Raw genomic sequence first — 26856 nt, forward strand, 5'->3', positions numbered from 1 at the left:
GGGGTAATCCCGCAGGTCAGTTCCGCCAGGCTCGGGGTGGGTGTGTAACTTGCACACCCGCCCCGGGAACCGGCAGACAAACAGGAGATAGACGTGATCCAGCAGGAGTCGCGACTGCGTGTCGCCGACAACACTGGTGCGAAGGAGATCCTTTGCATCCGTGTGCTCGGTGGCTCCGGTCGCCGCTACGCGGGCATCGGTGACGTCATCGTCGCCACCGTCAAGGACGCGATCCCGGGTGGCAACGTGAAGAAGGGTGACGTCGTCAAGGCGGTCATCGTTCGCACCGTCAAGGAGCGCCGCCGTCCGGACGGCTCGTACATCCGCTTCGACGAGAACGCCGCCGTCATTCTGAAGAACGACGGCGACCCTCGCGGCACCCGTATCTTCGGCCCCGTCGGCCGTGAGCTGCGCGAGAAGAAGTTCATGAAGATCATCTCGCTCGCGCCGGAGGTGCTGTAAGCATGAAGATCAAGAAGGGCGACCTGGTCCAGGTCATCACCGGTAAGGACAAGGGCAAGCAGGGCAAGGTCATTGCCGCTTACCCGCGCGACGAGCGCGTCCTGGTCGAGGGTGTCAACCGGGTCAAGAAGCACACCAAGGCCGGCCCGACCGCTCGCGGTTCCCAGGCCGGCGGCATCGTCACGACCGAGGCGCCGATCCACGTCTCCAACGTCCAGCTGGTCGTTGAGAAGGACGGCAACAAGGTCGTCACGCGTGTCGGTTACCGCTTCGACGACGAAGGCAACAAGATCCGCGTTGCCAAGCGGACGGGTGAGGACATCTGATGGCTACCACCACCACTCCGCGTCTGAAGACGAAGTACCGCGAGGAGATCGCGGGCAAGCTGCGTGACGAGTTCAAGTACGAGAACGTCATGCAGATCCCCGGCCTCGTCAAGATCGTGGTCAACATGGGTGTGGGCGACGCCGCCCGCGACTCCAAGCTGATCGAGGGCGCCATCCGCGACCTCACCACGATCACCGGTCAGAAGCCGGCCGTCACCAAGGCCCGCAAGTCCATCGCGCAGTTCAAGCTGCGTGAGGGCCAGCCGATCGGTGCCCACGTCACGCTCCGTGGCGACCGCATGTGGGAGTTCCTGGACCGCACCCTGTCGCTCGCGCTGCCGCGCATCCGCGACTTCCGTGGTCTGTCCCCCAAGCAGTTCGACGGCCGTGGCAACTACACCTTCGGTCTCACCGAGCAGGTCATGTTCCACGAGATCGACCAGGACAAGATCGACCGTACCCGGGGTATGGACATCACCGTGGTCACCACGGCGACCAACGACGCTGAGGGCCGTGCCCTCCTTCGTCACCTCGGCTTCCCCTTCAAGGAGGCGTGAGCGAGATGGCGAAGAAGGCTCTGATCGCGAAGGCTGCCCGCAAGCCCAAGTTCGGCGTGCGTGGCTACACGCGCTGCCAGCGTTGTGGCCGTCCCCACTCCGTGTACCGCAAGTTCGGCCTGTGCCGCGTGTGCCTTCGTGAGATGGCTCACCGTGGCGAGCTGCCGGGCGTGACCAAGAGCTCCTGGTAGTCCCGCTTTTAGGGATTCCAGAGGCTCTCGGTAAGCACTGGGCGTGTCAGGCGCCCTCCCTTTCATGGCTTAGGCTTGGAGGGTTGGGCGCCTGACGGTCGCCCGTACGACTTACTACGCCGTAGGTCCACCGCGCCGCACCCGTCCCGTCTCGGATCGGGGAGAGGGATGGCGCACCAGGAAACCCCGGCGAGAGAGGCCGAAGGCCAATTCATGACCATGACTGATCCGATCGCAGACATGCTTACGCGTCTGCGGAACGCGAACTCGGCATACCACGACTCCGTGACGATGCCGGCATCGAAGATCAAGTCGCACATCGCGGAGATCCTCCAGCAGGAGGGCTTCATCACGGGCTGGAAGGTCGAGGACGCCGAGGTCGGCAAGAACCTCGTTCTCGAGCTGAAGTTCGGCCCGAACCGTGAGCGCTCCATCGCGGGCATCAAGCGGATCTCCAAGCCCGGTCTCCGGGTGTACGCGAAGTCCACCAACCTGCCGAAGGTGCTGGGCGGCCTCGGCGTGGCGATCATCTCCACGTCGCACGGGCTCCTCACCGACAAGCAGGCCGGCAAGAAGGGCGTGGGTGGGGAAGTCCTCGCCTACGTCTGGTAGCGGAAGGGAACGGAGGAAACAGCTATGTCGCGCATTGGCAAGCTCCCCATCACGGTTCCCGCCGGCGTGGACGTCACCATCGACGGCCGTACGGTCTCGGTCAAGGGCCCCAAGGGCTCGCTGACCCACACCGTTGCCGCGCCGATCGACATCGTCAAGGGTGAGGACGGCGTTCTGAACGTCACCCGCCCGAACGACGAGCGTCAGAACAAGGCCCTGCACGGCCTGTCCCGCACGCTGGTGGCGAACATGATCACCGGCGTGACCCAGGGTTACGTGAAGAAGCTCGAGATCAGCGGTGTCGGTTACCGCGTGACGGCCAAGGGTTCGAACCTGGAGTTCGCTCTGGGCTACAGCCACCCGATCACCGTCGAGGCCCCCGAGGGCATCACCTTCAAGGTGGAGGCCCCCACCCGGTTCTCGGTCGAGGGCATCGACAAGCAGAAGGTCGGCGAGGTTGCGGCCAACATCCGCAAGCTGCGCAAGCCCGACCCGTACAAGGCCAAGGGCGTCAAGTACGAGGGCGAAGTCATCCGCCGCAAGGTCGGAAAGGCGGGTAAGTAAGCCATGGCATACGGACAGAAGATCCTTAAGGGCGACGCCTACAAGCGCGCCGCGATCAAGCGCCGCCACATCCGGATCCGTAAGCACATCAACGGAACGGCGGAGCGTCCGCGTCTGGTCGTTACCCGCTCGAACCGCCACATCGTGGCCCAGGTGATCGACGACATCAAGGGTCACACCCTTGCGTCGGCGTCCACCCTGGACACCTCGATCCGCGGTGGCGAGGGCGACAAGTCCGCGCAGGCCAAGCAGGTCGGCGCCCTGGTCGCCGAGCGCGCCAAGGCCGCCGGCGTCGAGGCTGTCGTATTCGACCGTGGTGGCAATCAGTACGCCGGGCGCATTGCCGCCCTGGCGGACGCCGCCCGCGAAGCCGGGCTCAAGTTCTGAGCCGCTTCCGTAGCTAGCGGAAAAAGAGAGAGGTAATTCCAATGGCTGGACCCCAGCGCCGCGGTGGCGGTGCCGGTGGCGGCGAGCGGCGGGACCGGAAGGGCCGTGACGGCGGCGCAGCTGCCGCCGAGAAGACCGCTTACGTTGAGCGCGTTGTCGCGATCAACCGTGTCGCCAAGGTTGTGAAGGGTGGTCGTCGCTTCAGCTTCACTGCGCTCGTCGTAGTGGGCGACGGTGACGGCACCGTGGGTGTCGGTTACGGCAAGGCCAAGGAGGTGCCGGCCGCCATCGCCAAGGGTGTTGAGGAGGCCAAGAAGCACTTCTTCAAGGTCCCCCGTATCCAGGGCACCATCCCGCACCCGATCCAGGGTGAGAAGGCTGCCGGCGTCGTTCTCCTCAAGCCGGCTTCGCCGGGTACCGGTGTTATCGCCGGTGGTCCCGTGCGTGCCGTCCTGGAGTGCGCCGGTATCCACGACATCCTGTCGAAGTCGCTCGGCTCCGACAACGCGATCAACATCGTGCACGCGACCGTGGAGGCCCTCAAGGGCCTGCAGCGTCCCGAGGAGGTCGCGGCCCGCCGTGGTCTGCCGCTCGAGGACGTCGCCCCCGCGGCTCTTCTCCGTGCACGTGCCGGGGCGGGTGCGTAATCATGGCGCAGCTCAAGATTACGCAGGTCAAGTCCTACATCGGCAGCAAGCAGAACCACCGAGACACCCTGCGCTCCCTTGGTCTCAAGGGGATCAACACGCAGGTCGTCAAGGAGGACCGCCCCGAGTTCCGCGGCATGGTGCACACCGTCCGCCACCTCGTGACGGTCGAGGAGGTCGACTGATCATGGCGGAGAACAACCCGCTCAAGATCCACAACCTCCGTCCCGCCCCGGGCGCCAAGACCGCCAAGACCCGTGTGGGTCGTGGTGAGGCGTCGAAGGGTAAGACGGCCGGTCGTGGTACGAAGGGTACGAAGGCCCGTTACCAGGTTCCGGAGCGCTTCGAGGGTGGCCAGATGCCCCTCCACATGCGTCTTCCGAAGCTGAAGGGCTTCAAGAACCCGTTCAAGACCGAGTTCCAGGTCGTGAACCTCGACAAGCTGGCCGCGCTGTACCCCGAGGGTGGCGAAGTCACCGTCGAGGGCCTCGTGGCCAAGGGTGCCGTTCGCAAGAACAGCCTCGTCAAGGTCCTCGGCCAGGGCGAGATCTCCGTGGCGCTGCAGGTGACGGTCGACGCCGTCTCCGGCTCCGCCAAGGAGAAGATCACCGCCGCCGGCGGTACCGTCACCGAGCTCGTCTGAACACATCAGGCGTCTCGATGACTTGAGCGATCCCGACCGGGGATACCCCACAAATGGGGTATCCCCGGTTGGTCGTTCCAAGGGGGGCAGTCTCGCCGGTATGGTGGCCTGCACTGCCCACTTTTACGGAGTGCTTCTTGTGGGGCACTCTGAGCGGCAGTTGACCGTTAGCTAAGTCGTTCCTATTAGTCGATCCTCAAGACCGTCACCCTTGACGCAGTAGCGCGGGGGTCGCAGGAGGCACCGTGCTCACCGCGTTCGCCCGGGCGTTCAAGACGCCCGACCTGCGCAAGAAGCTGTTCTTCACGCTCGGCATCATCGTGATCTATCGGATCGGTACGCATATTCCGATCCCCGGCGTCGACTACAGGGCCGTCCAGGCTTGCATCGACCAGGCGAGCACTAACCAAGGCCTCTTCGGCCTGGTCAACATGTTCAGCGGTGGCGCTCTGCTTCAGATCACGATCTTCGCGCTCGGCATCATGCCGTACATCACGGCGAGCATCATCCTTCAGCTGCTCACCGTCGTGATCCCGCGCCTGGAAGCCCTTAAGAAGGAGGGCCAGGCCGGTACGGCGAAGATCACGCAGTACACCCGCTACCTGACGGTGGCGCTGGCCATCCTGCAGGGCACCGGCCTGGTGGCCACCGCCCGCAGCGGCTCGCTGTTCCCGACCTGCCAGCAGGCCGGCCAGATCGTTCCGGACCGCTCGATCTTCACCACCGTCGTGATGGTCATCACGATGACCGCCGGTACGGCCGCCGTCATGTGGCTCGGTGAGCTCATCACCGACCGCGGCATCGGCAACGGCATGTCGATCCTGATGTTCATCTCGATCGCCGCGACCTTCCCGTCGGCGCTGTGGGCCATCAAGGAGCAGGGTTCCCTGGCCGGTGGCTGGATCGAGTTCGGCACGGTCATCGCCGTCGGTCTGTTCATGGTCGGCCTGGTCGTCTTCGTCGAGCAGGCCCAGCGCCGTATTCCGGTGCAGTACGCGAAGCGCATGATCGGCCGCCGTTCTTACGGCGGCACGTCGACCTACATTCCGCTGAAGGTCAACCAGGCGGGCATCATCCCTGTGATCTTTGCCTCGTCGCTGCTCTACATCCCGGCACTGATCGCGCAGTTCGCCGGTGGAAACGCCGGCTGGAAGAGCTGGATCGAAGCGAATCTCGCGAAGACGGACGCTCCGACGCACATCGTCCTCTACTTCTTCCTGATCATTTTCTTCGCCTTCTTCTACGTGGCCATCTCGTTCAACCCCGAGGAAGTCGCGGACAACATGAAGAAGTATGGTGGCTTCATCCCGGGCATCCGGGCTGGCCGACCGACCGCTGAGTACCTTTCGTACGTACTCAACCGGATCACTTGGCCGGGCTCGCTGTACTTGGGTCTGATCGCTCTCGTGCCGACGATGGCGTTGGCTGGTTTCGGGGCAAACCAGAACTTCCCGTTCGGCGGGACCAGCATCCTGATCATCGTGGGTGTCGGTCTCGAGACCGTGAAGCAGATCGAGAGCCAGCTCCAGCAGCGCAATTACGAAGGGTTCCTCCGCTGATGCGTATCGTCCTCGTCGGGCCGCCGGGTGCCGGCAAGGGAACGCAGGCCGCGTTCCTCGCCAAGAACCTGTCGATCCCGCACATCTCCACGGGCGACCTGTTCCGCGCCAACATCAGCCAGCAGACGGAGCTCGGGAAGCTCGCGAAGTCCTACATGGACGCGGGCAACCTGGTGCCGGACGAGGTCACCATCGGGATGGCCAAGGACCGCATGGAGAAGCCGGACGCCGAGGGCGGCTTCCTGCTGGACGGTTTCCCGCGCAATGTGTCCCAGGCCGAGGCGCTCGACGAGATGCTGCAGTCCGAGGGCATGAAGCTGGACGCAGTGCTGGACCTGGAGGTCCCCGAGGAAGAGGTCGTCAAGCGGATCGCGGGGCGGCGGGTCTGCCGCAGGGACTCCAGCCACGTCTTCCACGTCACGTACAGCCAGCCGAAGCAGGAGGGCGTCTGCGACGCCTGCGGCGGCGAGCTGTACCAGCGGGACGACGACTCCGAGGAGACCGTCCGCAAGCGGCTGGAGGTCTACCACACGCAGACCGAGCCGATCATCGACTACTACAAGGCGCAGGGACTGGTCGTCACCATCTCGGCGCTGGGCAAGGTCGACGAGGTCACGGCTCGCGCGATGGAGGCCCTCCAGCGCGACGAGGACGGCAAGTAGGAGCGTTCGCGGCGCGTACGCAGCTCAGGCCGCGGTTCCCGATGCGGGGGCCGCGGCTGCTGCATGGGGTGGGGTGCGCCGACTCCGCCCTTATGGTTGAACAGTCCCGTTGTCCGGTCCGAGAAAGGCCCCCGTCCCCATGGTGCAGATCAAGACCCCCGAGCAGATCGCCAAGATGCGTGAGGCGGGGTTGGTCGTCGCCGCCATTCACGCGGCCACCCGCGAGGCCGCCGTGCCCGGAGCCAGCACCAAGGATCTGGACGAGGTCGCTCGCAAGGTGCTCGCGGAGCACGGGGCCAAGTCGAACTTCCTCGGTTACGGCGGGTTCCCGGCGACCATCTGCACCTCCGCGAACGAGGTCGTGGTCCACGGCATCCCGTCCGACGACGTCGTCCTCAAGGACGGGGACATCATCTCCATCGACGCCGGCGCCATCATCGACGGCTGGCACGGCGACGCCGCGTACACCGCCTTCGTGGGCTCCGGTCACGCTCCGGAGCTGGTGGAGCTCTCCCGGGTGACCGAGGAGTCGATGTGGGCCGGCATCGCGGCGATGAAGCAGGGCAATCGTCTGGTCGACGTCTCCCGCGCCATCGAGACGTACATCCGCCGTCAGCCGAAGCCCGGCGGCGGCAAGTACGGGATCATCGAGGACTACGGCGGCCACGGCATCGGAACCGAGATGCACATGGACCCGCACCTGCTGAACTACGTGGAGCGCCGGCGCGGGAAGGGCCCCAAGCTGGTGCCGGGCTTCTGCCTCGCGATCGAGCCGATGGTCTCGCTGGGCACCCCGAAGACCGAGGTCCTCTCGGACGACTGGACGGTCATCACCACCGACGGCACATGGTCCTCCCACTGGGAGCACTCGGTGGCGCTGACGGAGGCAGGTCCGCTCGTGCTCACGGCTCCCGACGGGGGCAAGGCGAAGCTCGCCGAGTACGGGATCACCGCCGCGCCCGATCCGCTGGCGTAATGATCACCGCTGTGGGGCAGGCTTCCCCGATTCGTCTTTCCGGGTGCGCTGACGTAGACTGACTCGTCGGCTCTCGTGCACTCGCATGTCCGCATGCGCCCGTAAGGGAACAGTGCAGGGGTCGATCAAGGTAGTCGATTCCGAAGGGCGAAGCGTGGCCAAGAAGCAAGGTGCCATCGAGATCGAGGGCACTGTCGTCGAGTCTCTGCCGAACGCCATGTTCAAGGTCGAGCTCCAGAACGGCCACCAGGTCCTGGCACACATCAGCGGCAAGATGCGTATGCACTACATCCGCATCCTCCCTGACGACCGGGTCGTGGTGGAGCTGTCTCCGTACGACCTCACGCGTGGCCGGATCGTCTACCGGTACAAGTAGATCTTGCCCAGGTCCCGCGTTTCCGCGCGGGACTGTCGGCAACTGACCCGGAGAACCTCACCCAATGAAGGTCAAGCCGAGCGTCAAGAAGATCTGCGACAAGTGCAGGGTGATCCGCCGTCACGGTCGGGTCATGGTCATCTGCGAGAACCCGCGCCACAAGCAGCGCCAGGGCTGATCGCAGCAGATCTCTCCCTCTGCATTCGCAGGGATTCGCGCGACGCGAGCTGAATATGTAAATACGTGGAGCCCAGGCGGCGCATGCGTTCGTCTGACACCCCCGGTTCGGAGGCCGGGGACCCAGTTCGTACCTGGTACGGCGGCTGGGATCCGGTTCTGCGGAAGACCTCCGACGATCACCAGGAGCCATTGAATGGCACGCGTTTCCGGTGTTGACATCCCGCGCGACAAGCGCGTGGAGGTCGCCCTCACCTACGTGTTCGGCATTGGCCGGACGCTCTCCCAGCTGACGCTGGCCGAGACCGGCATCGACCCGAACACCCGCGTTCGCGACCTCTCCGAGGAGCAGCTCGTCGCGATTCGTGAGTACGTCGACAACAACATCAAGACCGAGGGTGACCTCCGTCGCGAGGTCCAGGCCGACATCCGCCGCAAGGTGGAGATCGGCTGCTACCAGGGTCTCCGTCACCGTCGTGGTCTGCCCGTCCGCGGTCAGCGCACCAGCACGAACGCCCGTACCCGCAAGGGCCCGCGTCGCGCCATCGCCGGTAAGAAGAAGCCGGGCAAGAAGTAGTCCGCAGCGGACTCGCCGTCCAGCGGTCTTCGCTGTAGGACCGACCACCTCCCGTAGGAGTTATAGATGCCCCCCAAGGGTCGTCAGGGCGCTGCCAAGAAGGTGCGCCGCAAGGAAAAGAAGAACGTCGCTCACGGCCACGCGCACATCAAGAGCACGTTCAACAACACGATCGTCTCCATCACGGACCCGTCCGGCAACGTGATCTCCTGGGCCTCCGCCGGCCACGTCGGCTTCAAGGGCTCCCGGAAGTCCACGCCGTTCGCCGCGCAGATGGCCGCCGAGTCGGCTGCCCGCCGCGCCCAGGAGCACGGCATGCGCAAGGTCGACGTGTTCGTGAAGGGCCCGGGTTCCGGTCGTGAGACCGCGATCCGTTCGCTTCAGGCCACCGGTCTCGAGGTCGGCTCCATCCAGGACGTCACCCCGACCCCGCACAACGGCTGCCGCCCGCCGAAGCGTCGTCGCGTCTGACGCACGGCCGGTAGGTCTTGGGTTCTGGGCGGTACGGTCCGTAAGGGCTGTATCGCCCGTACCCTTGTAATACCCGCGCTTTTCATGGGCGCGGTTTCCGTCGGGCGTCAAATAGCGGGCGTCCACGAAAGAAGGATCTGATCCACACATGCTGATCGCTCAGCGTCCCTCGTTGACCGAAGAGGTCGTCGACGAGTTCCGCTCCCGGTTCGTGATCGAGCCGCTGGAGCCGGGCTTCGGTTACACCCTCGGCAACTCCCTGCGTCGGACCCTCCTGTCCTCGATCCCGGGTGCGGCGGTCACGTCCATCCGTATCGACGGCGTGCTGCACGAGTTCACCACCGTGCCGGGCGTCAAGGAGGACGTCACCGACCTGATCCTCAACATCAAGCAGCTGGTCGTCTCCTCGGAGCACGACGAGCCGGTCGTGATGTACCTGCGCAAGCAGGGCCCGGGTCTGGTCACCGCCGCCGACATCGCGCCCCCGGCCGGTGTCGAGGTGCACAACCCCGACCTCGTCCTCGCCACGCTCAACGGCAAGGGCAAGCTGGAGATGGAGCTGACCGTCGAGCGCGGTCGCGGTTACGTCTCCGCCGTGCAGAACAAGCAGGTCGGTCAGGAGATCGGGCGCATCCCGGTCGACTCGATCTACTCGCCGGTGCTGAAGGTCACGTACAAGGTCGAGGCCACGCGTGTCGAGCAGCGCACCGACTTCGACAAGCTGATCGTCGACGTCGAGACCAAGCAGGCGATGCGTCCGCGTGACGCCATGGCCTCCGCCGGTAAGACGCTGGTCGAGCTGTTCGGGCTTGCCCGTGAGCTGAACATCGACGCCGAGGGCATCGACATGGGCCCGTCCCCCACGGACGCCGCCCTCGCCGCTGATCTGGCGCTGCCGATCGAGGAGCTGGAGCTCACCGTTCGGTCGTACAACTGCCTCAAGCGTGAGGGCATCCACTCCGTGGGTGAGCTGGTCGCGCGCAGCGAGGCCGACCTCCTGGACATCCGTAACTTCGGTGCGAAGTCCATTGACGAGGTCAAGGCGAAGCTGGCCGGTATGGGCCTCGCGCTCAAGGACAGCCCGCCCGGATTCGACCCGACCGCTGCCGCCGACGCCTTTGGTGCCGACGACGACGCGGACGCCGGTTTTGTGGAGACCGAGCAGTACTAAGAGCTCGGGACCGACTGCCGGTTCTTGGCTGCGGGATCGTTGTGGCTGATCGCGCAGTTCCCCGCGCCCCTTCGGGGGCGCGGACCCTTCCGGAGTTGAAAAGCTCCGGATCTCCGACGGGCAACCGCCCGCTCGGATACTGACCCCGGTACCTGATACGGCCGGGGCAGACACCTAGGAGAAACACCATGCCGAAGCCCACCAAGGGTGCCCGTCTGGGCGGCAGTGCCGCGCACGAGAAGCTGCTCCTCGCGAACCTTGCGAAGGCGCTGTTCGAGCACGGCCGTATCACCACCACCGAGGCGAAGGCCCGTCGTCTGCGGCCGTACGCCGAGCGTCTGGTCACCAAGGCGAAGAAGGGCGACCTTCACAACCGCCGTCAGGTGCTCCAGGTCATCACGGACAAGAGCATCGTCCACACGCTCTTCACCGAGATCGGCCCGCGGTACGAGAACCGTCCGGGTGGCTACACCCGTATCACCAAGATCGGTAACCGCCGTGGCGACAACGCGCCCATGGCTGTCATCGAGCTGGTCGAGGCGCTGACGGTGGCGCAGGAGGCCACGGGTGAGGCCGAGGCTGCGACGAAGCGTGCCGCCAAGGACGCCGAGACGCCGGCCGTCGAGGAGGCCAAGGTCGATGTCGCCAAGGCCGATGAGGCCGAGGAGGCTGCGGCCGAGGAGTCCAAGGACGCGTAAGCGTCTGCGGGGTTCTGATTGTTCGGCGGCTGCGGCCTCGTCGTGGTTGCTCGCGCAGTTCCCCGTGCCCCTTACGGGGCGCTCAGTGGGCCCGTTCCTTTCACAGGAGCGGGCCCGCTTTTGTGTTCCTGAGAGGATCTCTGTGTGAGTGATGAAGTAGCTGCCGGGCATGTTCGTATCCGTCTTGATCTGTCCTACGACGGTGCCGCGTTTCACGGCTGGGCCAAGCAGGCCGGTGGTAGGCGGACCGTGCAGGGGGAGATCGAGGATGCGCTGCGGACCGTTACGCGGTCGGGGAGTGCGACGTATGAGCTGACCGTCGCGGGGCGTACCGATGCCGGTGTGCACGCGCGGGGGCAGGTGGCGCATGTCGATCTGCCGGAGGCGGTCTGGCGTGAGCACCACGAGAAGTTGCTGAAGCGGCTTGCCGGGCGGTTGTCCAAGGACGTGCGGGTGTGGGCGCTCAGGGAGGCGCCCAGTGGGTTCAACGCGCGGTTCTCGGCGGTGTGGCGGCGGTATGCGTATCGCGTCACCGACAACCCGGGCGGGGTGGATCCGCTGTTGCGCAGTCACGTCCTCTGGCACGACTGGCCGCTCGACGTCGGCGCCATGAACGAGGCGGCGCGGGGGCTGCTCGGGGAGCACGACTTCGCCGCCTACTGCAAGAAGCGGGAGGGGGCGACCACGATTCGTACGCTGCAGGAGCTGAGTCTCGTGCGGGGGGACGACGGGATCGTCACCGCCACCGTGCGGGCCGACGCCTTCTGTCACAACATGGTGCGGTCGCTCATCGGGGCGCTGCTGTTCGTGGGGGACGGGCACCGGCCCGCCGACTGGCCCGGCAAGGTGCTCGCCGCCGGGGTCAGGGACTCCGCCGTGCATGTCGTACGGCCGCATGGGCTGACGCTCGAAGAAGTGGGGTACCCCGCCGACGAGTTGCTCGCCGCCCGGAACAAGGAAGCGCGAAACAGGCGATCGCTGCCCGGGACGTCCGGATGCGAAACCTGTTAGTTACCTGACATTTGAGGTCAGATAGCGCACATGTCTGGACTTACTGGGCGTAAGTCCTCTTGATGCCCCTTACGGCCTTCTTACCTCTCGTATAACCTTTCGTCGCTCGGGCGCCAGTTCGAGCTGCTCGGCCTTTGTTCGAGAAATCGACATGGGGACGGCCGAGTAGAGGGTGGGGATCAACGGGTCTTATCCAGGCCCGGGGGTGGGTTTGTCATGAGTTCAGTTGGTCCTGCGCGGACCGGGGGGCGACGCGCCGCGCGTCAAAACGGCGGCGGTGGACGGCGCAAGTCGGGGCGGGGTGACGGCGCTCCGCTGGGGCTGCTGCCGCTGCCGCCGACGGACAAGGAGAAGTACAGCTACGCCAGACGGCGTCTGTGGATCCTGACGATCAGTTCGCTGGTCAGCTTCTGCTGCCTGGTGATGAGCCAGTTCAAGCTGGCCCAGTCGACGCCGGTGCTGTGGATCTACACGCCGCTGCTGGTCTTCACGGTCCTGTACTACCTGGTGTCGCTGCGGGTGAACGGCTTCACCCGGGACTTCGACATCGCGCACCACAAGCGGCTGGTGCACAACTGGCGGCCCGAGGTGTACCCGACGGTCGACGTCTTCCTGCCGGTGTGCGGCGAGCCCATCGAGGTGCTGCACAACACCTGGCGGCATGTGCGGGAGATGGCCGACCGGTATCCGGGTGTGTGCGTGCCGTTCGTGCTCGATGACGGGGCCAGTCCCGAACTGGCCGCCATGGCACGGGACTTCGGGTTTCGCTACGGCACCCGGGAGAACCGGGGCTGGTTCAAGAAGGCCGGCAACCTGCACTTCGGGTTCGGGCAGTCCGACGGCCAGTACATCCTGATCCTGGACGCCGACTTCACTCCGCGCGCCGATCTGCTCCAGGAGCTGCTGCCGTACATGGAGGCGGACCCGCGCATCGGGATCGTCCAGTCGCCGCAGTACTTCCGGGTGCTGGACTCGCAGAACTGGATCGAGCGCGGCGCTGGCGCGGTGCAGGAGCTGTTCTACCGGTCCGTGCAGGTGTCGAGGCAGGGCAGCGACGGCGCGATCTGCGTCGGCAGCTGCGCGGTGTACCGGCGGGCGGCCCTGGAGACCAACGGCGGTACGACGCTGATCGAGCACTCCGAGGACGTGCACACCGGCTTCGATCTGCGGGGCCTCGGCTGGGATCTGCGGTATGTGCCGGTCGCCGTGTCGACGGGGGTGTGCCCCGACACGGCGGGCGCCTTCTTCAACCAGCAGTACCGCTGGTGCTCGGGCTCGATGAGCTTGCTTGGCAGCCGGAAGTTCTGGCAGGCGAAGATCAGGCTCTCCAGTCGGCTGTGCTACATGTCCGGCTTCTTCTACTACATCCACACGGCGCTGTTCACCTTCGCCGCCCCGGTCATCCCGATCGTGCTGCTGATCATGATGCCGGAGAAGCTGATGGTCGAGCATCTGATCCTGGTGCTGCCCAGCATCATCTACACCACGATCATCTTCCCGATGTGGCACAAGGCGCCCTACCGCCTGGAGGCCTGGGCGGCCCGTCTGATGTACGGCTGGGCCCATGTCTTCGCCATCTGGGACATCCTCCGCAAGAACCGCATGGGCTGGCAGCCCACCGGCTCCTCCGGCGCCAAGAAGAACAAGACCCGGCGCTTCTGGATCGGGATGTGGCTCTGGAGCGGCGGCACCGCGCTGATCTGGGTCCTGGGAGCGGTCTACCGGTCGTTCACCATGGACGCTCCGGACTTCGCCCTGATCCTGTCCTCCGGGCTGTTCTACGCCCTCGTCGTGGGCCGGGTTCTGGTGCAGCCCCGTGAGAAGGCGGTGGCTGCCTGATGCGGTCGTTCACTCGTGTCCGTACGGCTTTGGCGGCCTGCGCCCTCAGCGGTGCGCTCGCTCTCACCGGCTGCTCGGCCCTCGGTGGGGACTCGGGCGGCTCCTCGCAGTCCGGGCAGCAGGGCGAGGCCGGCGCCGACGCCGAGGCCAGTGCTGAGAGCGACGTCCCCTTCGACGTCGTACCGCTGCTGAAGCCGGGCAAGAAGTACTTCGGCGCCGCGGTCGACGGCGCGCCGAACTCCATGAAGGGCATCGACACGTACACGAAGATGGTCGGCAAGCAGCCGAACCTCATCGAGTACTACGCCGCCTGGGGCGACGGCTTCGACGCCACCGGGGTGCGCAACGCCTGGCGTGAGGGCGCCATGACGCTGATGTCGTGGGAGCCCTTCGACACCCCGGTCGCCGACATCGCGGCGGGCAAGTCGGACGCGTACATCAAGGAGTACGCGACGGCGGTGCGCAAGCTGAACCTGCCCGTCGTGATCTCCTTCGCCGACGAGTTCAACGGGCACTGGGAGAAGTGGGGCACGAAGGACGTGACCCCGAAGGACTACGTGGCCGCCTGGCGGCACATCCACGAGACCTTCATCGACGTCGGCGCCTCGAACGTCATCTGGGTCTGGTCGCCCAACATCGTCAACCCGGTCAAGAGCGTCAAGCTCAAGCCGTACTACCCGGGCGACGCGTACGTCGACTGGGTCGGCCTGATCGGCTACTGGACGATCGAGGAGGACAACGCCTTCGACAGCGTCTTCGGGGCGACCCGGGACCAGGTCCGCACCTTCACCAAGAAGCCGATGATCCTGCTGGAGACCGCCGCGATGGCGGGTGAGCGGCGACGTGCCGACATCCGCAATCTGTTCGCGGGCGTCACGGCCGACGACGACATGCTCGGTTTCGTCTGGTTCAACCACAAAAAGCGTGCCGACTGGCGACTGGAGGCGAGCCCGCTGGCGCTGAAGGAGTTCAAGCGCCTGGCCGCCGACGACAGCTTCGGCTTCGACGTCAGGAAGCCGTGATGACCTCCCGACACGATCACTACACGCCTCAGCCGTACGATCCGTACGCCGAGGAGGAGTCGGCCTCCGGCTGGTTCAACTCGAACGGGCAGCGGTCCTCGCAGCAGGGCTATGGGTACGACGACGCCCCGTACGGGCACCAGCAGGAGCAGCAGTACCAGGAGCAGCAGTACCAGGAGCAGTTCCAGGAGCCCTACCCGGCGCAGATCCCGCCGCAGCCGCAGGGGCAGCACGAGGACCAGCCGACGTACGCGCTGCGCACGGTCCAGTACCAGCAGGTGCCGGACGAGCCCGAGTACCACATCCCCGAAACGCCGGAAGCCGGCTGGGAGATGGCGGCGAGCAGGCGGCGGGCCTGGGTCAGCCGGGCCGTGCTGCTGTGCATCATGGCCATCCAAGCGGCACTGTCGCTGCGGCTGACCAACACCGCGTTCCAGGACGAGGCCCTGTATCTGGCGGCCGGCCACGCCGAGCTGGACCATCTGCTCAACGGCACCGAGCTGCCCCGCGACTACGCCGCGTACTTCTCCGGCTCACCGCAGCTCTACCCGCTGCTCGCGGCGATCGTGGACGCGAAGTTCGGGCTTGCCGGGGCGCGGACGCTGAGCCTGTTCTTCATGCTGTGCACGACCGGGCTGCTGTACTCGTTCACGCGGCGCCTGTTCAACGAGCGGGCCGCGCTGGCCGCCGCCGCGCTCTTCGCGGTGCTCCAGTCGACCGTCGTCATGGGCTACTTCGCGACCTACGACGCGGCCGCGGTCTTCCTGCTGGGCCTGACCACCTGGATCGTCGTGCGCACCGACCGGGCGCCGGTGTTCGCCGTGCTGCTGGCCGCGCCCGTCGGGGTGCTGGCGGTCGGCGTGAAGTACGCCTCCGCGCTGTATCTGCCGACCATCGTCGTGCTGGCGCTGCTCACCGCGTGGCCGCACAAGGGCGGAAAGGCGTTCGCGCGGATGGTGCTGCTCGCGCTCGGCATCGGCGCTCTGCTGGCGGCGGGTATGTACACCACCGACCTGATGGCCGGTGTGCGGCAGACCACCACTGACCGGGCCAAGGGCACCGACACCACCGCGTTCCTGCTGGAGCAGACCGTCAAGTGGGGCGGGCTGATGTTCCTGGCCGCGGCCGGAGGCGCCGTCTCGTACGTCCGGCGCAGCCGTATGAACGAGTCGCCGCTGGCCCTGCACTTGGGCAACCCCGGCTGGCGCTGGCGGGCGCTGCTCGGCCTGGTGCTGTGCGGTACGGCCGTACTGGCACCGGCGTACCAGATCCATCTGGGGACCGTGGTCTCGCTGTTCAAGCACGTCGGCTTCGGTCTGCTCTTCGCCGCGCCGATGGCCGGGGTGGGCGTGACCCGCCTGGTGGGCGCGCACTTCCGCTATCCCCAGCTCGGCATCATGCTCTGGACGGCGGTGCTGTGCCTGGGCATCCAGCAGGCGGACTGGCGTTTCGACATCTGGCCGAACTCCACGAAGATGATCAACTCCATCGAGCCCCATGTGGACCGCAAGGGCAACTACCTCGCCTCGACGCCCGAGGTGCCCGTCTACTACCTGTACGACAAGTCCAGTCACCGTCAGTGGCACAGCCTCTTCGGCATGGAGTACAAGGACGCCAAGGGCAAGTACTACAGCGGTGACGAGGCCTACAAGGCGGCCGTCAAGGACGGCGACTTCGACCTGATCGTCCTCGACGGGCTCACCAACCCGAGGGTGGACGACATCATCGCCGCCGCGGCCAAGGGCAACTCGCACTACCGGCTGCTGGCCGAGATCCCGTTCCGCAACGCGAACGGTACGAGCGAGTACCGCATCTGGATCAAGACCTCCTGAGTGCATCAGTGCATCCGTGCTGAAGCAAGAAAGGCCGTACCCATGCGGCTCACCGTCATCGGCACCGGCTACCTCGGTGCCACCCACGCCGCCTGCATGGCGGAGCTCGGCCACGAGGTGCTCGGGGTCGACGTCGACCCGGACAAGGTCGCCGCGCTGCAGGCAGGCCGGGTGCCCTTCCATGAGCCGGGGCTGCCCGAGCTGATCGCCGAGCACACGGCGAGCGGGCGGCTCAGGTTCACCACCGACTACGCGGAGGCCGGGGCCTTCGGGGACGTGCACTTCGTGTGCGTCGGGACGCCTCAGCTCAAGGACTCCGAGGGCGCGGACCTGACGTACGTCGACTCCGCCTTCGCGGCCGTCGCCGAGTACGCCGCTCCCGGTGCGCTGGTGGTCGGCAAGTCGACCGTGCCGGTGGGGACGGCCGGGCGGCTCGCGCAGGCGCATGCCGGGGTCGAGGTCGCCTGGAACCCGGAGTTCCTGCGGGAGGGCTTCGCGGTCGAGGACACGCTGCGGCCGGACCGGTTGGTGTTCGGGGTGCGGTCGGAGCGTGCTGAAACGATCCTGCGCGAGGTGTACGCGCCCGTCCTCGCCGCCGGCACCCCGCTCGTCGCCGCCGACTTCCCGACCGCCGAGCTGGTCAAGACGGCCGCCAACGCCTTCCTCGCCACCAAGATCTCCTTCATCAACGCGATGGCGGAGGTGTGCGAGGCCGCGAGCGGCGACGTCGGAGTGCTCGCCGAGGCGATCGGGTACGACGACCGGATCGGCGCCAAGTTCCTGCGGGCCGGCGTCGGCTTCGGCGGGGGCTGTCTGCCCAAGGACATCCGCGCCTTCGCGCACCGGGCCGACGAGCTGGGGGTCTCACTGGACTTCCTGCGCGAGGTCGACGCGATCAACATGCGGCGTCGCGACAAGGTCGTCGAGCTGGCCCGGGAACTGTGCGGCGGCTCGGTGCTGGGGGCCCGGATCGCCGTACTCGGGGCCGCCTTCAAGCCGGACTCCGACGACATCCGTGACTCGCCCGCGCTCAATGTCGCAGCCCGGCTGCGCCTCGACGGCGCCGATGTCACGGTCTACGACCCCGAGGCGATGGACAACGCCCGCAAGGCGTTCCCGCTCCTCGGGTACGCGCTGTCGGCCGAGGAGGCGCTGGGGGGCGCCGATCTCGTGCTGCATCTGACCGAGTGGCCGCAGTTCCGGGAGATCGACCCGGAGCGGGCCCGGTCGCTGGTTTCCCGTCCGCGGATCGTGGACGGGCGGGGGGTGCTCGACGCGGACCGCTGGACCGCGGCGGGCTGGCGGTTCCGGGCGCTGGGAAGGCCCGCGCCCGTTGGGGAGGCGCCCCGGTAGGGGCTCCTAGGGGAGGGAAGAGAACGACATGACGGAACTCGACAGCCACGGCAGACACGCCGGTGTGCCGGTCACCGTGGTGATGCCGACGTACAACGAGGCCGCGAACCTGCCGCGGATGGCCGAGCTGGTGCTGGGCCTGCCGATCGACGGGCTGCACCTGAAGATCGTCGACGACTCCAGCCCGGACGGCACCGGGCGGCTCGCCGAGGAACTCGCCGAGAAGTACAACGCCGACCAACCCGCCGGCCGGCGCCGGATGAGCGTGCTGCACCGCACCGAGAAGGACGGGCTGGGGCGGGCATACGTCGCTGGCATGAGCGCCGCGCTGGCGGAGGGCGCCGCGTACGTCGTCCAGATGGACGCCGACGGGAGCCATCCGGCGGAGGCGGTGCCGCGGATGCTGGGGACGGCGGTGGCCTCGGGGGTGGGCCTGGTCGTCGGCAGCCGGTACGTCGAGGGCGGCTCGCTCGACGAGGAGTGGGGCATGCACCGCGTCCTGCTGTCCCGGTTCGCCAACCGCTACGCCCGTACCGTGCTCGGCACGAAGATCCGGGACATCACGGCCGGCTTCAACCTGTGGTCGGCGGCGACCCTGCGGGACATCGACCTCGCCACCCTGGACAGCGCGGGCTACAGCTTCCAGGTCGAGCTGAAGTTCAAGGCCGTACGGGCCGGGCACAGCGCGGTGGAGATCCCGATCCGCTTCGAGGAGCGGACCGAGGGTTTGTCGAAGATGACGCTGAAGACGCAGCTGGAGTCGGCGGTGGTGCCGATCCGGCTGCGTCTCAAGCACCGGTGAGGGTGGGGGAGTACGGATGAACCGAGGCGGTGGTCGACACGCAGTCGACCACCGCCTCAGCTCACCGGTTACTCGTTCTACTCGTTGGCCGCCGCCGACGCCTGGATCTCACCCCGCGTGCGGATCTGGCGGAACGTGAAGGCCTTCAGGTTGTTGCTGGTCTGGAAGACCGCCGTGTCCTTGTCCGTCACGTCCTTGCCGCTGGTGAAGCCGGTGATGGTGAAGTAGGCGTAACGGCCGTAGGAGTTGGCGGACATCAGGCAGACGGTGGAGTTGCAGAAGCCACCGATGCCCTTGCCGGAGAGCGACCTGAGGAAGTCCTTCTGCGGGTCGGCCTTGCTCGCGGCCTTGGTGGCCTGGGCCTCGGTGTCGAAGACGGCCACGCCGACCGTCACCGCGACGCCGCCCTTGACGTAGGAGACACGCAGGAGGCGGGTGCAGTCGTTGTCGGTGAGGATCTTCGGGAGCCCGCCCTTGGCGACCGCCGAGCAGCTCTTCGTGTCGTCCGTCGCGCCCTTCTTGTACAGCGTCCCGGCCTCGGTGAGCTGTGCGCCCGGGAACAGGATCTGTGCGCCGAGCGGAGCGGTGTCCTTGCTCTTGTCGGAGACGAAGTCCTTCGGGTCCAGCGGCGGCGGAGCGCTCGTCGACGCGAACGACGGGGCCTTGGCGGTGGCGCCCGGCAGAGCAGCCGTCCCGGACTGGCCCGAAGTCGGACTGTTGTCGGCGGAGTTGCCGCTGTTCGCCGACACCACGGCCACGGCGACGGCGGTGCCGACCGCGATGGTGGCGAGCGCGCCGCCGCCGATGAACATCAGCCGGCGCCGTTTGTTGCGCGACTCGGAGGCCTCAGCGAGCGCGGCCCAGTCCGGGGTTTCGTCACCGCCGCTGTTCCACGGCTGCTGGGAGTGCGGTTTCCAGGGATCCCACTGGGACTGCGGTCCCCCCTGCTGCCCATAGCTCATGGGGCGCATCTTAGACGGGTCGCGGGTGTGCCGCTCCGCCTCAAGGAGCCCATGGGCACCTAGCGTTCAATTGATGAGCGAGCGCAAAAGCGACATCTCCGGGTGGTTGGTACGACGGGCGACGTGGCATCTGTGGGTGGTGCTCGGGGTCGTGCTGACGGCGCTCGTGGTGCGTACGGCGCGTGTGACCTCGGACGGAGGGATGGACAACGCCATCGTCGTGCGGGCGGCGCGGGTCTGGCTGGCCGGGGGCTCGCCGTATGACGACTCCCACTTCCTCTATTTCCCGAGTGCCGTTCTGGCGGCGGCTCCGCAGGCGCTGATTCCGCGGGATGTGCTCGGTGTGCTGGTGCCGGTGGCGGTGACCGGGTGTCTGGTGGGTGGCTGGGCGTGCGCCCTGCGACTGCACGGGGTCGCGTTGCGCAGCCGCTTCGCGGCGCTCGGTCTGATCGGGCTCGCGGTGGGGTTCGCGCCGTTCGCCCACCTCGTGCTGCTGGGGAACTGGACGGCCACGGCCGTGCTCGCGTTGCCGTGGGGGCTGCTGCTGGCGGGGCGGGGGCGGTGGGTGGCGGCGGGGGTGGTGATCGGGGTGGCCGTCGCGTTGAAGCCGTTGCTGGCGCCGGTGGGGTTGCTGTTCGTGTTCGCGGGGCGGTGGCGGGGGCTGGGGGTGATGGTCGGGGTGCCGGTGGTGGCGTCCGTGGGGGCGGCGTTGCTGATGCCGGATCCCGCGGGGTTTTTTACGCGGACGCTGCCGTTTCTGTTGCGTGGTGGTGATGGGTTTGTGCGGCTGTATGAGGCCTCGCCTGTTGCTGTGCTGCCGAGGGTGGGGGTGCCGGGGGTGGTGGCCACGGGGGGTGCGGTGGTGGCGGCGGGGGTGGGGGTGGGGTGTGCGTATCGGCGGTGGCGGGGTGGGGGTGGGTGTGGAGGTGTGGGGGTCGGGCGCGGGGTCGGAGTCGGGGGCGAGGGCGGGGCCGGGCGGTTGGCGGAGACTGCGGCGATGCTGATGCTCTCGGCGTTTCTGGTCTCCAGGCCGTCGTACGACCACTATCTGCTGGTTGTGGTGCCGCTGCTGGTGGCGGGGGTGCCGGGGGAGGGGGCGGTGGGGCGGGGGCCCTGGGTGTGGATGGCGATGGTTTCGCAGGTTCCCGGTGTGAGCTGGCCCTATCTGGAAGCGGTGCAGCGGCGGGCCTTTCGGGATGCGGTCACGCTGTGTGGTCTGGCGGTGGCGGTCGCCGTTCACTGCTTGCGGTTCGGTCGGGTTTTCTCGCCCCCGCCGCCCCTACCCGTCCCGTCCTCCAGGGGCTCTGCCCCTTCGACCCCGGCACCTCCTGGGGGCTCCGCCCCCAGACCCCCGTTTCGGCCCTGAAGGGGCCTCGTCCTCAAACGCCGGACGGGCTGAAAAGCCTGGGCCTGCGTCGAGTGGTGTCTGACCCGGTGGCAACCCGTTTTGACCCGGCCGAGCCGTCGCAGGTATCCTGCATGTTCGTTGTGTATTGGCTTGCTCATTCTCACGGGACGGGCCCTTACACCGGTCCACCGGGCCGATGACCAGCAACCCCACGTACGCGGTATGCGTCGCCGCAGTGGCTCAGGCTGTCGTGATCGTTTCGGTGACCTTGTCAGGACCATTCACTCGAAGCGAAGGCTACGAACCGTGCGTACGTACAGCCCCAAGCCCGGCGATGTGACGCGCCAGTGGCACGTCATTGACGCTCAGGACGTTGTCCTGGGCCGTCTCGCCAGCACCGCCGCCTCCATCCTGCGGGGCAAGCACAAGCCGATCTACGCGCCCCACGTCGACACCGGTGACTTCGTCATCATCATCAACGCCGACAAGGTGCACCTCTCCGGCAACAAGCGGACCCAGAAGATGGCGTACCGCCACTCCGGCTACCCGGGTGGTCTGCGCTCCGTCCGTTACGACGAGCTCCTCGACAAGAACCCCGAGAAGGCCATCGAGAAGGCCGTCAAGGGCATGCTCCCCAAGAACACGCTGGGCCGTCAGATGCTCTCGAAGCTGAAGGTCTACAAGGGTGACCAGCACCCGCACGGCGCGCAGCAGCCGCAGCCGTACGAGATCACCCAGGTCGCGCAGTAAGTCCGGCCACCCCCTAAGCCTGAAGAGAATCTGAGGAGAATCGTGGCCGAGACCACTGCCGAGCAGCCGCTCGACGAGAACGTCGAGAACATCGACATCGACAGCTACACCACCGAGTCCGAGGTTCCGGTGGAGGGTGAGTACACCTCCGAGTCCCTCGCCTCGCGCTTCGGTGAGCCCCAGCCCGCCGCCGGCCTGGGTCGTCGTAAGAACGCCATTGCCCGCGTGCGCATCGTGCCGGGCAGCGGCAAGTGGAAGATCAACGGTCGCACCCTTGAGGACTACTTCCCCAACAAGGTGCACCAGCAGGAAGTCAACGAGCCCTTCAAGGTGCTCGAGCTCGAAGGTCGCTACGACGTCATCGCCCGCATCGCCGGTGGCGGTGTCTCCGGTCAGGCCGGTGCGCTCCGTCTCGGTGTCGCCCGCGCGCTGAACGAGGCCGACGTCGACAACAACCGTGGCCCGCTGAAGAAGGCCGGCTTCCTGAAGCGCGACGACCGTGCGGTCGAGCGTAAGAAGGCCGGTCTGAAGAAGGCCCGCAAGGCCCCGCAGTACAGCAAGCGCTAAGCGCGGGCTGCCTCTGCACGTACTCCGGTACTCCGAACGCCCCGGCGGCACGCCACAGTGCCACCGGGGCGTTCGTTTTATCACCGGCCTCGGGCGTATAACGGCACAAGGCGTTCAAAGGCTTGTGTGATCCGATGCCCCCGGCATGGAATGCCTGGGAGGCGGGAGCCCCCCGGCGGCGTATCGCACGCACCGGCTCCGCTTCTCGGAACTGATGTTTCCTCAGGAGGACAAGTGGGACGACTCTTCGGCACGGACGGCGTGCGCGGCGTCGCCAACGCGGATCTGACGGCCGAGATGGCGCTCGGTCTGTCCGTGGCGGCGGCACACGTACTGGCCGAGGCGGGCACCTTCGAGGACCACCGGCCGACCGCGGTGGTCGGACGGGACCCGCGTGCGTCCGGGGAGTTCCTGGAGGCCGCCGTGGTCGCCGGCCTGGCGAGCGCGGGTGTCGATGTGCTGCGGGTCGGTGTGCTGCCGACGCCCGCGGTGGCGCATCTCACCGGCTCCCTCGGTGCCGACCTCGGCGTCATGCTCTCCGCCAGCCACAACGCCATGCCCGACAACGGCATCAAGTTCTTCGCACGCGGCGGCCACAAGCTCGCCGATGAGCTGGAGGACCGTATCGAGTCCGTGTACGAGGCCCACCGGCACGGTGAGCCGTGGGAGCGGCCGACCGGTGCGGGCGTTGGGCGGGTGCGGTCGTACGACCAGGGGTTCGAGGAGTACGTCGCCCACCTCCTCGGCGTGCTGCCCAACCGGCTGGACGGGCTGAAGGTCGTCCTCGACGAGGCGCACGGTGCCGCGGCGGGTGTCTCGCCCGAGGCCTTCGCGCGGGCCGGGGCCGACGTCGTCACCATCGGGGCCGAGCCGGACGGGCTCAACATCAACGACGGGTGCGGGTCCACGCATCTGGACAAGCTGAAGGCCGCCGTCATCGAGCACGGGGCCGCGCTGGGTATCGCGCACGACGGTGACGCCGACCGTTGCCTCGCCGTGGATCACAGCGGGGACGAGGTGGACGGGGATCAGATTCTCGCCGTCCTCGCCCTGGCCATGCGGGAGCGGTCCGAGCTGCGGTCCGACACCGTGGTCGCGACCGTGATGTCCAACCTCGGCTTCAAGCTGGCCATGGAGCGTGAGGGCATCGGGCTGGTGCAGACCGCGGTCGGTGACCGGTATGTGCTGGAGGAGATGAAGGAGCGCGGGTTCGCCCTGGGGGGCGAGCAGTCCGGGCACGTCATCATCCTCGATCACGCCACGACCGGTGACGGTACGTTGACCGGGCTGCTGCTGGCGGCGAGGGTCGCGGAGACCGGGCGTACGCTGCGGGATCTCGCCGCCGTGATGGAGCGGCTGCCGCAGGTGCTCATCAATGTGCCGGATGTCGACAGGTCCCGGGTCGGGAACTCGGCCGAGCTCGCCGCTGCCGTGGCCGAGGCGGAGCGGGAACTCGGCTCCACGGGGCGGGTGTTGCTGCGGCCGTCGGGTACGGAACCGCTGGTGCGGGTGATGGTCGAGGCGGCCGACATCGATCAGGCCCGGTCCGTTGCCGGACGCTTGGCCGATGCGGTGAAGTCGGCGCTGGGTTAGGCCCCGTCACTCCAATGTAGGTAACAAAGAGTGCATATCTGATAACTGACTGTTTCACTTTCGTCGGGGGGCTCTGCTCCGCGCCTGCCTCGACGAAAGAGAGAAACACTGTATGAAGATCGTGGGCACCACTCTGAAGCGAGCCGTCGGTCCGGTCCTGGCCGCCGGTCTCATCGTCACCGCGCTCGCCACCCCGGCCGCGGCCCAGACACCCGGCTCCGTCGCGTTCCGCCTTTTCGGCATCGCCTTCCTCAGTGCGAGCGAGGGCGTGCAGAACAACATGACGGCCACCGTCTCCGGCGGCCGTCTGATCCTCACGGACACCTCGGGGGTCGCGCTGGGACCGGGGTGCACCCGGGTGTCCGCCACCAGCGCCGACTGCGGCAGCGTCACCGCTGTCAGCCGGCTCGCGATCGGGATGGGTGACCGGAACGACAGTTTTCAGGGGAGCACCCTCGCGCTCCGCACCACCGTCGATGCCGGCACGGGCGCCGACACCGTGGCGACCGGCAGCGGCAACGACACGATCGGCGTGAGCGACCGCGTGGCCGGGAACGACACGGTGAACTGTGACGGCGGCTCCGACGTGGTGATCCGCGACCTCGGTGACAACATCGCCGCGAACTGCGAAGTGCGGTACTAGAGGCTGCTTGCCTCCGCCGTACGGTCACGCTGCTTGGCCCAGAGCCACTTCTGGGCCAGCAGCGTGAGGGTGCCGGCCAGGATGATGCCGAGCAGGTTCAGCAGTAGCTGTTCGGTGGAGCCCCAGGCCTGCTTGTACTTGGCGTAGCTGAAGGCCACCGCGGCGTTCGCGGCGGCCGGGACCGTGGTCACCGAGATGGCGACGCCCACCAGTGCGCCCGACTTGGCCGAGGTCAGGGACAGGGTGCCCGCGCAGCCCGCGAGGACGGCCACGACGAACGAGAACCAGTCGGGCCGGTAGATGAAGTTGGTGTTGGGGCGTTCGGCGCCCACCTGTTCGGCACTGAACAGGTGCACGGAGTCCATGAAGTAGCTGAAGCCCACCGTGACCAGCATGGCCACCGCAAAGCCCACCAGTAGCGCGATCAGCGACCGCAACGCCAGGCGCGGCGCCCGCTGGACGATCGCCGTGCAGAAGCCCGCCAGCGGGCCGAACTCCGGGCCGACCGCCATCGCGCCCACGATCAGGATCGCGTTGTCCAGCACCACACCGCAGGCCGCGATCATCGTGGCGAGCGTGATGAAGGCGAGGTAGGTGACGGAGAGGGTCGACTCCTCGTGCGTCGCGTCCGCCAGGTGCTCCCACAGCACCGCGTCCGCGCCCTCGCCGGGGGCCTCCGCCTCGGCCTTGTCGGCCCGCTTCGACAGCGACAGGTCGATGTTCTCGACGGCGATGGACCCGCTCTCCTCGATGCCCAACTCCTGGAGGTTGGTGAGGAGTTCGTCGCCCGCCTCGCGCGCCACGTCGCACAGCACCAGATCCCCGGCGGGGTTGCGGGCGGCGCCCGGCAGGACGGCGAGGTGGGTCGTGCCCACCGTCTTCTCGATCAGGCGGACCACGTCGTCCGTCTTGTCGGGCGGCGTGATCAGGCGCAGATGCAGCATGACGCCTTTTTAACAGGCCCGCGTTACGGCCGGACCCGCCAGTCCCGCTACAGCTTGCGCAGGCTCAGTCGCTGCACCTTGTGGTCCGGGCCCTTGCGTACGACGAGGGTGGCCCGGCCGCGGGTGGGGGCGATGTTCTCCACCAGGTTGGGCTTGTTGATGGTGCGCCACATCGTGCCGGCGTAGTCGAGGGCCTCTTCCTCGGACACCTGGGTGTACTTGCGGAAGTACGAGGAGGGGTTCTGGAAGGCCGTCTCGCGCAGCCGCTTGAAGCGGTTGAGGTACCAGTGCTCGATGTCCTCGGTGCGGGCGTCGACGTACACGCTGAAGTCGAAGTAGTCGGCGAGGCCCACGCGGGTGCGGCCGTCCTTGCCGGGGAGGGCGGGCTGGAGGACGTTCAGGCCCTCGACGATCAGGATGTCGGGGCGGCGGACCGTGAGCTTCCTGTCCGGGACGATGTCGTAGATGAGGTGGGAGTAGACGGGGGCCGTGACCTCGTCCTTGCCCGCCTTGATGTCGGCGACGAAGCGGGTGAGCGCGCGGCGGTCGTAGGACTCGGGGAATCCCTTCCGCGACATCAGGCCGCGGGCCTGAAGCTCCTTGGTGGGGAGCAGGAAGCCGTCCGTCGTCACCAGCTCGACGCGCGGGTGCTCGGGCCAGCGGGAGAGCAGGGCCTGGAGGAGTCGGGCGACCGTGGACTTTCCTACGGCGACCGAGCCGGCGACTCCTATCACGAACGGGGTGCCGGACTGGGAGCCCTGTTCACCGAGGAAGGTGTTCAGGGCGCCGCGCAGGCCGTCGGTGGCGCCTACGTAGAGGTTGAGGAGGCGGGAGAGCGGGAGGTAGATGTCGCGGACCTCGTCGAGGTCGATGACGTCACCGAGGCCGCGCAGCTTCTCAACCTCCTCCGCGGTGAGCGGCAGCGGGGTCTTGTCGCGCAGCGCGCTCCACTCGGCACGGGTGAGGTCGACGTAGGGAGTCGCCTCCGGCCGCTGCCGGTGGGCGCTCCGGGGCATCGAGGAGACCGGAGAGATCACAGTCCATTGTTACGGCAGTACGAACGGACGGCGGCGTGGGATCCGTCACGCGCGGTCGCAATGGGCGGAAATCCGGGCAAGGTGGGGAATGTCAGTG

At 67.3% G+C, this 26856-nt stretch carries 33 protein-coding genes; 30 read left to right on the forward strand and 3 right to left on the reverse strand.

What is annotated here, in order from left to right; all coding sequences use genetic code 11:
- Positions 1 to 93: 93 nt before the first annotated feature.
- The 25 genes from rplN (at position 94) to ACIA8X_RS23855 (ending at position 18915) form a co-directional block, all read left to right on the forward strand.
- Complete coding sequence (gene rplN, locus ACIA8X_RS23735) at positions 94 to 462, forward strand: 50S ribosomal protein L14 (protein WP_003998823.1); 369 nt, start codon at positions 94 to 96, stop codon at positions 460 to 462.
- A gap of 2 nt (positions 463 to 464) precedes the next feature.
- Positions 465 to 788, forward strand: coding sequence for a 50S ribosomal protein L24 (rplX, locus tag ACIA8X_RS23740; RefSeq protein ID WP_053674523.1), 324 nt, complete (start codon positions 465 to 467; stop codon positions 786 to 788).
- The gene (gene rplE / locus ACIA8X_RS23745; protein ID WP_020135807.1) at positions 788 to 1345 is read left to right on the forward strand and encodes a 50S ribosomal protein L5; all 558 of its coding nucleotides are present in this window, start codon (positions 788 to 790) and stop codon (positions 1343 to 1345) included. Before rplX ends, rplE begins: the two co-directional genes overlap by 1 nt.
- A gap of 5 nt (positions 1346 to 1350) precedes the next feature.
- Positions 1351 to 1536, forward strand: coding sequence for a type Z 30S ribosomal protein S14 (locus tag ACIA8X_RS23750; protein ID WP_003948630.1), 186 nt, complete (start codon positions 1351 to 1353; stop codon positions 1534 to 1536).
- Positions 1537 to 1749: 213 nt separating this feature from the next.
- A complete protein-coding gene (rpsH, locus tag ACIA8X_RS23755; protein WP_007384075.1) occupies positions 1750 to 2148 on the forward strand; it encodes a 30S ribosomal protein S8 in 399 nt (132 codons plus the stop codon).
- 24 nt (positions 2149 to 2172) lie between these two features.
- A complete protein-coding gene (rplF, locus tag ACIA8X_RS23760; protein ID WP_393453243.1) occupies positions 2173 to 2712 on the forward strand; it encodes a 50S ribosomal protein L6 in 540 nt (179 codons plus the stop codon).
- Between the two features lie 3 nt (positions 2713 to 2715).
- Positions 2716 to 3099, forward strand: a complete 384-nt coding sequence (rplR, locus tag ACIA8X_RS23765; RefSeq protein ID WP_007494754.1) for a 50S ribosomal protein L18 — start codon at positions 2716 to 2718, stop codon at positions 3097 to 3099.
- Between the two features lie 41 nt (positions 3100 to 3140).
- The gene (rpsE, locus tag ACIA8X_RS23770; RefSeq protein WP_015658456.1) at positions 3141 to 3746 is read left to right on the forward strand and encodes a 30S ribosomal protein S5; all 606 of its coding nucleotides are present in this window, start codon (positions 3141 to 3143) and stop codon (positions 3744 to 3746) included.
- A gap of 2 nt (positions 3747 to 3748) precedes the next feature.
- The gene (gene rpmD / locus ACIA8X_RS23775; protein ID WP_003974250.1) at positions 3749 to 3931 is read left to right on the forward strand and encodes a 50S ribosomal protein L30; all 183 of its coding nucleotides are present in this window, start codon (positions 3749 to 3751) and stop codon (positions 3929 to 3931) included.
- Positions 3932 to 3933: 2 nt separating this feature from the next.
- Positions 3934 to 4389: a 50S ribosomal protein L15 gene (rplO, locus tag ACIA8X_RS23780; protein ID WP_003974249.1), complete on the forward strand. Its 456-nt coding sequence runs from the start codon at positions 3934 to 3936 to the stop codon at positions 4387 to 4389.
- A 245-nt stretch (positions 4390 to 4634) separates the two neighbouring features.
- Positions 4635 to 5948, forward strand: coding sequence for a preprotein translocase subunit SecY (gene secY, locus ACIA8X_RS23785; protein WP_399459035.1), 1314 nt, complete (start codon positions 4635 to 4637; stop codon positions 5946 to 5948).
- On the forward strand, positions 5948 to 6610 hold the full coding sequence (locus ACIA8X_RS23790) for an adenylate kinase (protein WP_393453251.1): 663 nt from the start codon (positions 5948 to 5950) through the stop codon (positions 6608 to 6610). The genes secY and ACIA8X_RS23790 overlap by 1 nt, the downstream gene beginning before the upstream one ends.
- A 139-nt stretch (positions 6611 to 6749) precedes the next feature.
- Complete coding sequence (gene map / locus ACIA8X_RS23795) at positions 6750 to 7586, forward strand: type I methionyl aminopeptidase (protein ID WP_393453254.1); 837 nt, start codon at positions 6750 to 6752, stop codon at positions 7584 to 7586.
- A gap of 154 nt (positions 7587 to 7740) precedes the next feature.
- Positions 7741 to 7962 (forward strand): translation initiation factor IF-1, encoded by a 222-nt coding sequence (gene infA / locus ACIA8X_RS23800; protein WP_003948620.1) that lies wholly within the window; start codon positions 7741 to 7743, stop codon positions 7960 to 7962.
- 64 nt (positions 7963 to 8026) lie between these two features.
- Positions 8027 to 8140, forward strand: coding sequence for a 50S ribosomal protein L36 (gene rpmJ, locus ACIA8X_RS23805; RefSeq protein WP_003998809.1), 114 nt, complete (start codon positions 8027 to 8029; stop codon positions 8138 to 8140).
- Positions 8141 to 8335: 195 nt separating this feature from the next.
- Complete coding sequence (gene rpsM / locus ACIA8X_RS23810; RefSeq protein ID WP_391239637.1) at positions 8336 to 8716, forward strand: 30S ribosomal protein S13; 381 nt, start codon at positions 8336 to 8338, stop codon at positions 8714 to 8716.
- 66 nt (positions 8717 to 8782) lie between these two features.
- Entirely contained in the window at positions 8783 to 9187 is a 405-nt protein-coding gene (gene rpsK, locus ACIA8X_RS23815; RefSeq protein ID WP_003956432.1) for a 30S ribosomal protein S11, read from the forward strand.
- A 148-nt stretch (positions 9188 to 9335) separates the two neighbouring features.
- Complete coding sequence (locus ACIA8X_RS23820) at positions 9336 to 10358, forward strand: DNA-directed RNA polymerase subunit alpha (protein WP_003966937.1); 1023 nt, start codon at positions 9336 to 9338, stop codon at positions 10356 to 10358.
- A 188-nt stretch (positions 10359 to 10546) separates the two neighbouring features.
- Positions 10547 to 11056 carry a 50S ribosomal protein L17 gene (gene rplQ / locus ACIA8X_RS23825; protein ID WP_399459036.1) on the forward strand — a complete coding sequence of 170 codons (510 nt, stop codon included), beginning with the start codon at positions 10547 to 10549 and terminating at the stop codon, positions 11054 to 11056.
- 144 nt (positions 11057 to 11200) lie between these two features.
- Positions 11201 to 12067: a tRNA pseudouridine(38-40) synthase TruA gene (truA, locus tag ACIA8X_RS23830; RefSeq protein WP_399459037.1), complete on the forward strand. Its 867-nt coding sequence runs from the start codon at positions 11201 to 11203 to the stop codon at positions 12065 to 12067.
- A gap of 420 nt (positions 12068 to 12487) precedes the next feature.
- Positions 12488 to 13906, forward strand: a complete 1419-nt coding sequence (locus ACIA8X_RS23835) for a glycosyltransferase family 2 protein (protein WP_393453900.1) — start codon at positions 12488 to 12490, stop codon at positions 13904 to 13906.
- Complete coding sequence (locus tag ACIA8X_RS23840) at positions 13906 to 14928, forward strand: glycoside hydrolase family 26 protein (RefSeq protein ID WP_393453264.1); 1023 nt, start codon at positions 13906 to 13908, stop codon at positions 14926 to 14928. The genes ACIA8X_RS23835 and ACIA8X_RS23840 overlap by 1 nt, the downstream gene beginning before the upstream one ends.
- Positions 14928 to 16760, forward strand: a complete 1833-nt coding sequence (locus ACIA8X_RS23845; protein WP_399459038.1) for an ArnT family glycosyltransferase — start codon at positions 14928 to 14930, stop codon at positions 16758 to 16760. Before ACIA8X_RS23840 ends, ACIA8X_RS23845 begins: the two co-directional genes overlap by 1 nt.
- 42 nt (positions 16761 to 16802) lie before the next feature.
- Complete coding sequence (locus ACIA8X_RS23850) at positions 16803 to 18113, forward strand: UDP-glucose dehydrogenase family protein (protein WP_399459039.1); 1311 nt, start codon at positions 16803 to 16805, stop codon at positions 18111 to 18113.
- Positions 18114 to 18141: 28 nt separating this feature from the next.
- Positions 18142 to 18915, forward strand: a complete 774-nt coding sequence (locus ACIA8X_RS23855) for a polyprenol monophosphomannose synthase (protein ID WP_399459040.1) — start codon at positions 18142 to 18144, stop codon at positions 18913 to 18915.
- 77 nt (positions 18916 to 18992) lie between these two features.
- Here ACIA8X_RS23855 and ACIA8X_RS23860 read toward each other — a convergent pair whose 3' ends face one another.
- On the reverse strand, positions 18993 to 19877 hold the full coding sequence (locus tag ACIA8X_RS23860; RefSeq protein ID WP_393453276.1) for a hypothetical protein: 885 nt from the start codon (positions 19875 to 19877) through the stop codon (positions 18993 to 18995).
- Positions 19878 to 19950: 73 nt separating this feature from the next.
- On the opposite strand from ACIA8X_RS23860, the gene ACIA8X_RS23865 reads away from it, so the two are divergent.
- The 5 genes from ACIA8X_RS23865 (at position 19951) to ACIA8X_RS23885 (ending at position 24778) form a co-directional block, all read left to right on the forward strand.
- The gene (locus tag ACIA8X_RS23865) at positions 19951 to 21243 is read left to right on the forward strand and encodes a glycosyltransferase family 87 protein (protein ID WP_399459041.1); all 1293 of its coding nucleotides are present in this window, start codon (positions 19951 to 19953) and stop codon (positions 21241 to 21243) included.
- A gap of 288 nt (positions 21244 to 21531) precedes the next feature.
- Entirely contained in the window at positions 21532 to 21975 is a 444-nt protein-coding gene (gene rplM, locus ACIA8X_RS23870; protein ID WP_030046395.1) for a 50S ribosomal protein L13, read from the forward strand.
- 42 nt (positions 21976 to 22017) lie between these two features.
- Complete coding sequence (gene rpsI, locus ACIA8X_RS23875) at positions 22018 to 22542, forward strand: 30S ribosomal protein S9 (RefSeq protein ID WP_393453282.1); 525 nt, start codon at positions 22018 to 22020, stop codon at positions 22540 to 22542.
- Positions 22543 to 22776: 234 nt separating this feature from the next.
- A complete protein-coding gene (gene glmM, locus ACIA8X_RS23880) occupies positions 22777 to 24135 on the forward strand; it encodes a phosphoglucosamine mutase (RefSeq protein ID WP_399459042.1) in 1359 nt (452 codons plus the stop codon).
- 112 nt (positions 24136 to 24247) lie between these two features.
- A complete protein-coding gene (locus tag ACIA8X_RS23885; RefSeq protein WP_393453288.1) occupies positions 24248 to 24778 on the forward strand; it encodes a hypothetical protein in 531 nt (176 codons plus the stop codon).
- Here the strand turns inward: ACIA8X_RS23885 and ACIA8X_RS23890 are convergent.
- Both ACIA8X_RS23890 and coaA read right to left on the reverse strand, forming a co-directional pair.
- Entirely contained in the window at positions 24775 to 25722 is a 948-nt protein-coding gene (locus tag ACIA8X_RS23890) for a DUF389 domain-containing protein (RefSeq protein ID WP_399459043.1), read from the reverse strand. The two genes, ACIA8X_RS23885 and ACIA8X_RS23890, sit on opposite strands and share 4 nt — an antisense overlap.
- Before the next feature lie 47 nt (positions 25723 to 25769).
- Positions 25770 to 26738 carry a type I pantothenate kinase gene (gene coaA, locus ACIA8X_RS23895; RefSeq protein ID WP_177000955.1) on the reverse strand — a complete coding sequence of 323 codons (969 nt, stop codon included), beginning with the start codon at positions 26736 to 26738 and terminating at the stop codon, positions 25770 to 25772.
- Positions 26739 to 26856 lie beyond the last annotated feature (118 nt).

The sequence above is a fragment of the Streptomyces sp. NPDC051738 genome (assembly GCF_044453205.1).
GTDB lineage: Bacteria > Actinomycetota > Actinomycetes > Streptomycetales > Streptomycetaceae > Streptomyces.